Genomic DNA, 9763 nt, shown 5'->3' with positions numbered 1-9763 from the left:
TTGGTGATCGCAGCCGTCAGCGACGTCTTGCCATGGTCGACGTGGCCAATCGTGCCGATGTTCACGTGAGGCTTGTTACGCTCGAATTTACCTTTTGCCATAGTCTCTTTCCTTGGACGGCCCGGATCTTCAGTTCGGTCGAAGACCTTCAGTTCAGTCGAATGCGGGGCGATTAGCGACAAAGGCCAAAAAACACAAGCGTCTTTTGGCCGGGTGCCGTCTCACTCAGTCCGAACCATCGATCCGATTGCGGGGATGTGGCGCTGATATAGGGAGGCGCACCGCGAAATGAAATGGGTGGCGAGCCGATCGATCGATGCCGCGATAGCGTTGTCTCGCCTGCCCAGTCCCTGTCTGATTCATGGCCAGGCCATGGACCATTGCTGAAGTCATCGAGGTCTGATCTCCTGACCGGATGCATTTCATCCCGCCCTCAATCCGTGGCCCGCTGTTCATGATCGTTTCGACGGGATCTTATCTCGTCAACGACACGATGATGAAGCTCGCGACGGCAGGCCTGCCGTCCTATGAAGTGCTGTTTCTGCGCGGTGCGGCGGCAGCGCTCTGGGGCTTCCCGCTGTTGTTCGTGCTGGGCTACGGCAAGCAGATCCCGCTGATCTTCGACCGCCATGTGCTGCGCAGGAACCTGCTCGAGCTGGCGGCGATCCTTTGCTATGTCGTGGCGCTCGCCAACATGCAGATCGCGGATTCCACCGCGCTTGGACAGATAACGCCGCTCTTGATGCTGGTCGGCTCCTCGATCCTGTTTGGCGAACGGATCGGCGGCCGGCGCATGGCGCTGATCGGGCTCGGCTTCATCGGCGCGCTGATGGTGGCGCAGCCGACCATGCAAGGCATTTCGGTCTACGCCCTGCTGGCGCTCGGCAATGCAGCACTTGCGGCGGCACGCGACCTTGCCGGCAGGCGGGTCGCGACCGAGGTGCCGGGGATGATCGTGGCGATTTCCGCCGTCGTGGTGGTGCTGATCGGCGCCGGTGCCGCGCATCTGCTTTCCGAGCGCTGGGTCATGCCCGGGATGCACCACCTGCTGCTGATGGCCGGTGCTGGATTTTTCCTGATCTTCGGCCACTTCTTCATCTTCATGGCCTATCGCGTCGGACCGACCAGCGCCGTGGCGCCGTTCTACTATTGCTTCACCGTCTGGGCGGTGATTTCAGGCCTGCTGGTGTTCGGGCAATTCCCCAACGCGCTGGCGATCTGCGGCATCCTGCTGGTTGTCGGCAGCGGACTGACCATCGTCTCGCTGGATCAGCGCCAGCGCCGGCTGGCCGTCGTCGCCTAGCCATCCTGGGCGCATAGCCTCGGCACCCAAGCAGGCGCTCACGCATGAGCTGTTGCCGAGCCGAAAAAGATCGTCTAATCGGCGAATAACCGTCCAATCGACGGCGACATGATCAATCAGCCAAGGGAGTTCCCCATGACCGATTTCGACCGGAACAAGAACTCCGACGCCGAGCACAAGGCCGCCATCCGCAAGTCGCTTGTCGGCTGGGCGGTGTTCATCGCGGGGACGCTGATCTTTTTCGCCGCCGCCGATGCAGTGTTGATGCCATAGGCGAGCCGCTGCTGGTTTTGCCGGCCCCGAGCCGTTCGTCTTGCCAGCAGCAATATTTCTCGAGACCTCAGACGATCCGGCTGACGGCTAGAGCGCCCGTCTTCCGCTGAACTGATGGTAGGCCCACAGGACGACCACCGCTCCGATCACGGAGACGATCAGGCTGTAGATGTTGAGACCGGTGACACCCGAAGCGCCAAAAGCGCTGAAGATCAGGCCGCCGACAATGGCGCCGACGATGCCGAGCACGATATCCATGATCATGCCCTGGCCGGTCTTGTTGACGATCTTGCTGCCCAGGAAGCCGGCGATGGCGCCGAGAATGATCCAGCTGATGATTGACATTTTTTCCTCTCCATCCCCCGCCTACCGGACATTTTCATAGGATTGTCAAAACCTCAAGCCAACTTGAAATTCCGCCCGAATGCTCCATTGTTGAGGAGGGTCGGGCTTGGTCGTTATGGAGGATCCACTATGGGACTTTTTGACAATGCCGTTCCCGGCGGCAACATCACCAAACCACTAATGATCGCGCTCGGCGCATTGCTGGTCGGAAAAATGCTGAGCGGCAGAAATGCCGAACAGCCCGAGCAGTCTCCCGCTCCTACCGGCCCTGCCCCCACGGAAACCACGTCCGCCGACGGCGGCCTGGTTGGCGGACTGGGCGGCCTGCTCGACAAGCTCAGAAATGCCGGCCACGGCAATACCGCCGACTCCTGGGTCGGCACCGGGCAGAACCAGTCGATCAACGCCAATGATCTCGGCAATGCGATCGGCCCGCAGATCATTCGCGAGATCGCTCAACGGACCGGAATGGACGAGCGGGAACTGCTCAAGCAACTGTCCACGGCCTTGCCAAGCATCGTCGACAGGCTGACGCCGAACGGCCAGGTGCCGCAGCAGCATCAGGTGGCGTCGGCGTTCAATAGCTAGCGCGGGCGCGCACACAATTAGAGCGCTGCGCCTTGTGCGCAGTGTTTCCGCTGGCAGGTTGTAGGGATGAGTGTCTGGAGCGGGTAGCGGGAATCGAACCCGCATATTCAGCTTGGAAGGCTGCTGCTCTACCACTGAGCTATACCCGCGCCTTACCTGAAGTACCGGATTCACTCGAAAAGCGCCATGCACTTTTCAGTCCGATTCTTTCGCGTTTCAGGGCTTCCGGGCCGGCAGTGGTGGAGAGGGTTGGATTCGAACCAACGTAAGCTAAGCTAACGGATTTACAGTCCGTCCCCTTTAACCACTCGGGCACCTCTCCAGTCTGCCGCCGGAGCCATGCAACGAGGCATTCACGCCAGTCCGGACCCGAGTTAAGTGTTCTCCGAAACCAGCGAAGCGCCTTATGGCGGCAAGCCCATTGGGTGTCAACCGCGCAACCAGGGTTTTTCGTTTCTGTTCGCCGGCTGCGGCGACGGGCCATATCCTTGACCGGAGGAGACCGCTATAGAAGCCAGCCATGAGCGATAAAACCAACACCCCCAAAGACACCCATTACGCCAAGCTGCGCCGCGCCTATCGCGACGAGAAAAGCGGCGGCGCGCCGGCGTTCAGGCCTCGACAGCCGGTTCCGCCGGGCGAAAATGCCGCGGATGGCCTGGTGCGGCTCTATGGCCTGCATACGGTGCGCGCCGCACTCGACAATCCGCGCCGCAAGATCAGGAAGATGCTGGTGACGCGCAACGCAGCCGAGCGCCTGGAAATCGCCGATCTCACCGCCCTGCCCTTCAAGACGGAACTGGTCGAGCCCAGGGACATCGACAAGATCACCGGGTCGGACGCCGTGCATCAGGGCGTGCTGATCGAGGCCGAGCCACTGAAGCCCAAGCGGCTCGATGCACTTGGTGATGCCAAGCTGGTGCTGGTGCTCGACCAGGTCACCGATCCGCACAATGTCGGCGCCATCCTGCGCTCGGCGGTGGCCTTCGGCGCCGGCGCGCTGATCACCACGGCCCGCCACAGCCCGCAGGAATCTGGCGTGCTGGCGAAATCCGCCTCCGGCGCGCTGGAGCACATCGACCAAATCGAGGTGAAGAACCTCGCCGACGCACTTAGCCAGTTGCACGAGGCCGGCTTCCAGACCATTGGCCTCGATTCGGACGGGCCGGCGGAGCTCGAAACCAGCTTTGCCGGTGATAGAATAGCGCTGGTGCTGGGCGCGGAGGGCAAGGGCCTGCGCCAGAAGACGCGCGAGACGGTGACGACGCTGGCGCGGCTCGACATGCCCGGCGCGATCCATTCGCTCAACGTATCCAATGCCGCGGCGATCAGCCTTTACGTGGCGCGGACATTTTTGAAGCGCGGCTAAAGCGCCTGTCGCGAAACATCTCGAAACAAGAAACGGGCTCCAGCGACAGACGCCGGAACCCGTTCTTGAGCAGGACAAGAAGTGGCGGCTTGGGAACGTTGCGCCGCCCCCTCCCGACCTATGCCGCTTTGCCCCGGGTTTCGGCCGCCTGGCTGCCAACCTCGAAATTCGCCATCCGCTCCAGCGCCCTGACCAGAGCCGAATGATCTTCGTTTGCGCCGCCATTGGCCGCGCAGGCGTTGAACAGCTGCTGCGTGGTGGACGTATTGGGCAGCGACACGCCGAGCGCTTTCGCGCCCTCCAGCGCGAGGTTCAAATCCTTCTGGTGCAGTTCGATGCGGAAACCCGGCGCGAAGGTGCGCTTGACCATGCGCTCGCCATGCACTTCCAAAATGCGCGAGGCGGCCAGCCCGCCCATCAGCGCCTGCCTGACCTTGGCCGGGTCGGCGCCAGCTTTCGATGCAAAAACAAGCGCTTCGGCGACGGCTTCAATGGTCAATGCGACGACGATCTGGTTGGCCACCTTGGTGGTCTGGCCAACGCCGTTCGGCCCGACCAAGGTGATGTTCTTGCCCATCTTCTCGAAGACGGGTTTGGCGCGCTCGAACGGCTTTTCCTCGCCACCGACCATGATGGTCAGCGATGCCGCCTTGGCGCCGACCTCGCCGCCCGAGACCGGCGCATCGAGATAGTCGCAGCCCAGCTCGTTGATCTTCCTGGCAAAGATCTTGGTCTCGATCGGCGAGATCGAGCTCATGTCGATGACCAGCTTGCCCTTCGACAGACCGGAGGCGACGCCGTTGTCGCCGAACAGCACGTCGGCGACCTGCGGTGTGTCCGGCACCATCAGGATGACGATGTCGGCGGCCTTGGCTACGGCGGCATGGCCAGTGACTGATGTAAGACCCTTGGCGATGAGATCCGCCGAGGGTTTCGATCGATGGTCGCTGGCGATGACCTTATAGCCCGCATCCAGCAGATGCCCCGCCATCGGCGCGCCCATGATGCCGAGGCCGATAAAGCCGATGGTTTCCATTGTGGTTCTCCGTCTCTTGTTAGGCCGCGTTCTGTCACGCCCCCCTCTGTCCTGCCGGACATCTCCCCCACAAGGGGGGAGATTGGATGTCGCCGCTGCCTTCGCCAATTTTCGAGCGTCAGAAAATCAAAGGCCGGCGCCGAAGCTGCCGATCTCCCCACCCGTGGGGGAGATGGCCGGCAGGCCAGAGGGGGGCGCGAAGGAACGCGACTTCTACTGCGATAGCCGCTAAGCCGCCGCGCTGCCCTGCCCGGCCAGTTCCCTGAACCAGCCCAGCCCGGCCTCGCTGCCGGCCTTTGGCTTGTATTCCGCCCCGACCCAGCCGGAATAGCCGATGCGGTCGATGTGCTCGTAGAGGAAGGGATAGTTGATCTCGCCCGTCCCCGGCTCATGACGGCCGGGATTGTCCGCAAGCTGGATATGCGCGATGCGGCCGAGGTTTGCCTCGATGGTACGGGCGAGATCCCCCTCCATGATCTGCATGTGATAGATGTCGTATTGTAGGAACAGGTTCTTCGAGCCGATGCGGTCGATGAGAGCGAGCGCCTGATCGGAATAGTTGAGGAAGAAGCCCGGAATGTCGCGCGTGTTGATCGGCTCGATCAGCAGCCTGACGCCGGCCTGCTCCAGCTTCTCCGCCGCGAAGGCGAGGTTTTCGGCAAAGACATCCTCCAGCACCTTGCGGTCGGCGCCCTTGGGCGCGATGCCGGCCAGGCAATTGACCTGCTGGCAGCCGAGCGCCTGCGCATAAGCGATCGCCTTGGCGATGCCCTGGCGAAATTCCGGCACACGGTCCGGCAGCACGGCAATGCCGCGCTCGCCCTTGCCCCAGTCGCCTGCCGGCAGGTTGAACAGCACCTGGGTCAGGCCGTTCTTCTTCAATCGGGCCGCGATCACATCGGACGTATGGTCATAGGGGCCGATATATTCGACGCCCTTGAAGCCGGCGCGGGCGGCGGCATCGAAACGGTCGAGAAAGTCATGCTCGCCAAAGAGCATCGAAAGATTGGCTGAAAAACGCGGCATTCTTTTTGTCCTCTTTAGTCGAGCATGACGATCGCCGTCGGCGCGTCTTCCTGATGTTCGGCAAGGTCCTCGAATTCGGTGATCTTGTCGATCTCGGTGCCCATCGAGATGTTGGTGACGCGTTCGAGGATGAATTCGAGCACGACCGGCACCCGGTGTTCTTTCATCAGTCGCTGCGCCTCCTTGAAGGCGGCGGCGAACTCTTCCGGCTTGCGCACCCTGACCGCCTTGCAGCCCATCGCTTCGGCGACCGCAACGTGGTCGACGCCATAGCCGGCCTCCGGTTCGCCTGATCGGTTGATGTTCTCGAAGGCGAGATCGACCTCGAAATCCATCGAAAACCCGCGCTGCGCCTGGCGGATCAACCCGAGATAGGCGTTGTTCACGACGACATGGAGATAGGGCAGCTTGTGCTGCGCGCCAACTGCCAGTTCCTCGATCATGAACTGGAAATCATAGTCGCCCGACAGCGCCACGATGGTGCGGTCGGGATCGGCGGCGCGGACGCCAAGGGCTGCCGGCAAGGTCCAGCCGAGCGGGCCTGCCTGGCCGCAATTGATCCAGTTGCGCGGCTTGTAGACATGCAGGAACTGCGCGCCGGCGATCTGCGACAGGCCGATCGTGGTGACATAGGTGACGTCGCGACCGAACGCCTTGTTCATCTCCTCATAGACGCGCTGCGGCTTCAGCGGCACCTGGTCGAAATGCGTCTTGCGCTTCATCGTCTTCTTGCGGCCCTGGCACTCTTTCGCCCAGCCGGACCAGTCGCGCAGCTTGCCAGTCGTCTTCCACTCGGTGGCGACGTCGAGCAGCATCTTCAACGCTGCACCCGCATCCGAGACGACGCCGAGGTCCGGCGCGAAGACACGGCCGATCTGCGTCGGCTCGATATCGACATGGATGAACTTTTTGCCCTTGGTGTAGACATCCACGGAGCCTGTGTGCCGATTGGCCCAGCGATTGCCGATGCCGAAGACGAAGTCGGCTTCCAGCATCGTCGCGTTGCCATAGCGATGCGACGTCTGCAGCCCGCACATGCCGGCCATCAGCCGGTGGTCGTCGGGGATCGCGCCCCAGCCCATCAAGGTCGGGATGACCGGCACGCCGGAGATTTCGGCGAATTCGATGAGCAGATCCGACGCATCGACGTTGATGATGCCGCCGCCGGCGACGATCAGCGGCTTTTCCGCCGCGTTGAGCATCGTCAGTGCCTTTTCGGCCTGGGCGCGCGTCATGGCCGGCTTGAACGGCGTCAACGGCTCATAGGCGTCGATGTCGAACTCGATCTCGGCGAGTTGCACGTCGACCGGCAGGTCGATCAGCACCGGGCCCGGCCGCGACGAGCGCATCAGATGAAAGGCCTTCTGCAGCGCCATGGGGACAAGATAGGGCTCCATGACGGTGACCGCCCATTTGGCGACCGGCGCGGCGATGGCTGATATGTCGACAGCCTGGAAATCCTCCTTGTTCAGCCGCGCGCGCGGCGCCTGGCCGGTGATGCACAGGATCGGAATGGAATCGGCCGCGGCCGAATAGAGCCCGGTGATCATGTCGGTGCCGGCCGGACCCGACGTGCCGATACACAGGCCGATATTGCCAGCCTTGGCGCGGGTATAGCCCTCCGCCATGTGCGAGGCGCCCTCGACATGACGGGCAAGGACATGGCGGATGGTGCCCCTCGCCTTCATCGCCGAATAGAACGGATTGATCGCCGCGCCCGGCACGCCGAAAGCGCAGGAAATGCCTTCCTTTTCGAGAACGAGAACCGCGGCATCGACAGCGCGCATCCTGGCCATTTTCCAGCCCTCCATAGGGTTTGTCATTCTTGGATTGGCTAAGAATGTCAGCATCCCGGCTATTTTTCAATTTTTTCAGAATATTTTTTCATTTCTAGAAAACGGCGTCTGTATGCTGATTTTACTGGATTTTTCGTTTTCCAGGAATTCATCCCTTCGATCGAGTGAAAAACTTTTTCATTGTGTGTCTGGCGAAATCGGCTGAGAATGGCGCCATGGAAACGACCGAAAAACGCCAGCGCGGCCGGCCGCGCGCTTTAAACGGGCCATCAGAGGCCAGCTCGGTGCAGTCGCTCGATCGGGCGCTGCGCATCCTGGCCATCGTCGCGGAGGGCAGCGGCCTGTCGCTGAGCGAGATATCAGCGCAAAGCGGGCTTGCCGCCTCCACCGCCTACCGCATGCTGACGACGCTGCAAAACCACGGCATGGTGGAATTCGACACCAGCGACCAGCTGTGGTCGATCGGCGTCGAGACCTACCGCATGGGCGCGGCGTTCCTGCGCCGCCGCAAGCTGGTCGACCGCGCCCGCGTCGTCATGCAGGAACTGATGGAGAGGTCAGGCGAGACCGCCAATCTCGGCGTCGCCGAGGATGACTGCGTGGTCTTCGTCAGCCAGGTCGAGACGCACCAGGCGATCCGTGCCTTCTTCCGGCCGGGGACGCGCAGCCCGTTCCATGCGTCCGGCATCGGCAAGGCGGTGCTGGCGCATCTCGATCCGGAGCGCGTCGGTGTCATCTTGCGCAAGGCAGGGCTGCAGCGCTTCACCGACAGGACGCTGTCCGACATTACGGCCCTCGCCCACGATCTGGCGAGGATCAAGCTGCGCGGCTGGTCGGTCGACGACGAGGAGCGGCACCCCGGAATGCGCTGCGTGGCGGCGGCCATCTTCAACGAATTCGGCGAGCCGATCGGCGGCGTCTCGGTCTCAGGGCCGACCGTGCGGGTGACGCCGGAGCGGCTGGCCGAGATCGGCCCGCTGGTGCGCGATGCCGCGGCCGAGGTAACCAGGATGATCGGCGGCGTCAGCTCGGTCTGAGATCATACGAACAGCGAAAAGAGAGGCGGTGGGGCGCCCCTCTTTACAGCTGATTGAAGCCACCTCCTCTCAAAGACGGCAGTAGTGGCGATAACCGTCGTGGCCGACATAGGTGTCGGAGTCGACGTCGTAGCTCGCGTAGCGATCGTAGCAGCGGCGGACGTGCCATGAACCGCCGTCTTCGTCGACATAGACGGTCCGGGGCTGCTGGGAGAGCAGGCTGCCCAGCACGAAACCGCCAACGCCGGCGGCAATGCCGATACCGATTTCGCGATTGTGGTGATGGCTGTGAGCAGCCGAGGGCTGGACGGTGCCGAGCAGTGTGCTGGCGGCGACGGCGGTGGCGATGACGCCGGAAACGAGTGTGCGTGTGAACATGACGATCTCCTTGCTTCGTTGACCGAGGCGATCCATCCGCCTCTTGATCATCTGTCGTCGCGGCGAGGAAAAAGGTTCGAATCTTTTTTCGATTTTTGTGGAGCCGGCCAAATTGCATGGACGGAGGTCGTGCTGACGGCGACCTGCAAGAGCTTGGCGAGGACGTTGATGCGGCCAATCTCCCCCCTTTCGGGGGCTACGCTATGCACATATCTGCTGTGACTGAGGTGGCTGATCGGCCCGAGGCCTAATTGCCACGTGGTTCCCCCAATCCGTCGCTGCTTCGCAGCGCCACCTTTCCCCCCTCCGGAGGGAAAGGAAAGGAGCGTTGCTGGACGAGCGTTGACGGCAAAAGCTTGGCGCCTTTCCTCTACCCCGTCGATCGGGGGAGAGGTGGCTCGGCGAAGCCGAGACGGAGTGGGGGTCGACCAGCGCCGCATAAGACAATGCATGCGCCAAGCTGCCATGCCCCCTATCGCAGGGCAATCGCTTCGGGTTAACGGGAGGTGCGTATGGGATGCGAATGTGATTCATGAGGGGCTTCGTGATTTGCGGAGCCCTCGATGTCACGCCACGCTTGCCACTCGCATTCAATTCTAGATCATTTTTCGG

11 protein-coding genes and 2 tRNA genes are annotated in these 9763 nt (G+C 62.2%); 5 read left to right on the top strand and 8 right to left on the bottom strand.

Features of this window, described 5'->3' with window-relative positions:
* Positions 1–101 (bottom strand): GTP-binding protein (locus NKI38_RS32720; RefSeq protein ID WP_031249078.1); only part of this gene is annotated, 101 nt, incomplete at its 3' end.
* A gap of 314 nt (positions 102–415) precedes the next feature.
* On the opposite strand from NKI38_RS32720, the gene NKI38_RS32715 reads away from it, so the two are divergent.
* Positions 416–1303, top strand: a complete 888-nt coding sequence (locus tag NKI38_RS32715) for a DMT family transporter (RefSeq protein WP_352664917.1) — start codon at positions 416–418, stop codon at positions 1301–1303.
* Positions 1304–1438: 135 nt separating this feature from the next.
* Entirely contained in the window at positions 1439–1576 is a 138-nt protein-coding gene (locus NKI38_RS32710; RefSeq protein WP_352664915.1) for a hypothetical protein, read from the top strand.
* 87 nt (positions 1577–1663) lie between these two features.
* Here the strand turns inward: NKI38_RS32710 and NKI38_RS32705 are convergent, their stop codons facing one another.
* Positions 1664–1921 (bottom strand): GlsB/YeaQ/YmgE family stress response membrane protein, encoded by a 258-nt coding sequence (locus NKI38_RS32705; RefSeq protein WP_352664913.1) that lies wholly within the window; start codon positions 1919–1921, stop codon positions 1664–1666.
* Between the two features lie 129 nt (positions 1922–2050).
* Between NKI38_RS32705 and NKI38_RS32700 the strand changes: the two genes are divergently transcribed.
* The gene (locus NKI38_RS32700; protein ID WP_352664911.1) at positions 2051–2509 is read left to right on the top strand and encodes a YidB family protein; all 459 of its coding nucleotides are present in this window, start codon (positions 2051–2053) and stop codon (positions 2507–2509) included.
* A 75-nt stretch (positions 2510–2584) separates the two neighbouring features.
* Here the strand turns inward: NKI38_RS32700 and NKI38_RS32695 are convergent.
* Positions 2585–2658, bottom strand: a tRNA-Gly gene (locus NKI38_RS32695).
* 88 nt (positions 2659–2746) lie between these two features.
* Positions 2747–2831 (bottom strand) — tRNA-Tyr (locus NKI38_RS32690).
* A 198-nt stretch (positions 2832–3029) separates the two neighbouring features.
* Between NKI38_RS32690 and NKI38_RS32685 the strand changes: the two genes are divergently transcribed.
* Positions 3030–3878, top strand: coding sequence for a TrmH family RNA methyltransferase (locus NKI38_RS32685; RefSeq protein WP_352664909.1), 849 nt, complete (start codon positions 3030–3032; stop codon positions 3876–3878).
* A gap of 118 nt (positions 3879–3996) precedes the next feature.
* Here the strand turns inward: NKI38_RS32685 and NKI38_RS32680 are convergent, their stop codons facing one another.
* The 3 genes from NKI38_RS32680 to gcl all read right to left on the bottom strand — a co-directional run bounded on the left by NKI38_RS32680 (position 3997) and on the right by gcl (position 7736).
* Positions 3997–4914, bottom strand: a complete 918-nt coding sequence (locus NKI38_RS32680; protein ID WP_352664907.1) for a 2-hydroxy-3-oxopropionate reductase — start codon at positions 4912–4914, stop codon at positions 3997–3999.
* A 228-nt stretch (positions 4915–5142) separates the two neighbouring features.
* Entirely contained in the window at positions 5143–5940 is a 798-nt protein-coding gene (gene hyi, locus NKI38_RS32675) for a hydroxypyruvate isomerase (protein WP_352664905.1), read from the bottom strand.
* Between the two features lie 14 nt (positions 5941–5954).
* Positions 5955–7736 (bottom strand): glyoxylate carboligase, encoded by a 1782-nt coding sequence (gene gcl, locus NKI38_RS32670; protein ID WP_352664903.1) that lies wholly within the window; start codon positions 7734–7736, stop codon positions 5955–5957.
* Between the two features lie 215 nt (positions 7737–7951).
* Here gcl and bhcR point away from each other — a divergent pair, with 215 nt between their 5' ends.
* The gene (gene bhcR / locus NKI38_RS32665; protein ID WP_352664901.1) at positions 7952–8773 is read left to right on the top strand and encodes an HTH-type transcriptional regulator BhcR; all 822 of its coding nucleotides are present in this window, start codon (positions 7952–7954) and stop codon (positions 8771–8773) included.
* Positions 8774–8842: 69 nt separating this feature from the next.
* Here the strand turns inward: bhcR and NKI38_RS32660 are convergent, their stop codons facing one another.
* A complete protein-coding gene (locus tag NKI38_RS32660; protein ID WP_352664899.1) occupies positions 8843–9151 on the bottom strand; it encodes a BA14K family protein in 309 nt (102 codons plus the stop codon).
* Positions 9152–9763: the final 612 nt, after the last annotated feature.

The sequence above is a fragment of the Mesorhizobium sp. M0621 genome (assembly GCF_040320745.1).
Classification (GTDB): Bacteria; Pseudomonadota; Alphaproteobacteria; order Rhizobiales; family Rhizobiaceae; genus Mesorhizobium.
Note: the sequence above shows the minus strand (reverse complement) of the source record. Positions and strands in the feature narration are given on the sequence as shown.

Excerpts from the sequence above, each read along its gene's own strand:
- NKI38_RS32700 (WP_352664911.1), top strand. The coding sequence starts at position 2,051 with ATGGGACTTTTTGACAATGCCGTTCCCGGCGGCAACATCACCAAACCA.
- NKI38_RS32660 (WP_352664899.1), bottom strand. The coding sequence starts at position 9,151 with ATGTTCACACGCACACTCGTTTCCGGCGTCATCGCCACCGCCGTCGCC.
- NKI38_RS32685 (WP_352664909.1), top strand. The coding sequence starts at position 3,030 with ATGAGCGATAAAACCAACACCCCCAAAGACACCCATTACGCCAAGCTG.
- NKI38_RS32710 (WP_352664915.1), top strand. The coding sequence starts at position 1,439 with ATGACCGATTTCGACCGGAACAAGAACTCCGACGCCGAGCACAAGGCC.
- NKI38_RS32680 (WP_352664907.1), bottom strand. The coding sequence starts at position 4,914 with ATGGAAACCATCGGCTTTATCGGCCTCGGCATCATGGGCGCGCCGATG.
- NKI38_RS32715 (WP_352664917.1), top strand. The coding sequence starts at position 416 with ATGCATTTCATCCCGCCCTCAATCCGTGGCCCGCTGTTCATGATCGTT.
- hyi (WP_352664905.1), bottom strand. The coding sequence starts at position 5,940 with ATGCCGCGTTTTTCAGCCAATCTTTCGATGCTCTTTGGCGAGCATGAC.
- gcl (WP_352664903.1), bottom strand. The coding sequence starts at position 7,736 with ATGGCCAGGATGCGCGCTGTCGATGCCGCGGTTCTCGTTCTCGAAAAG.
- bhcR (WP_352664901.1), top strand. The coding sequence starts at position 7,952 with ATGGAAACGACCGAAAAACGCCAGCGCGGCCGGCCGCGCGCTTTAAAC.
- NKI38_RS32705 (WP_352664913.1), bottom strand. The coding sequence starts at position 1,921 with ATGTCAATCATCAGCTGGATCATTCTCGGCGCCATCGCCGGCTTCCTG.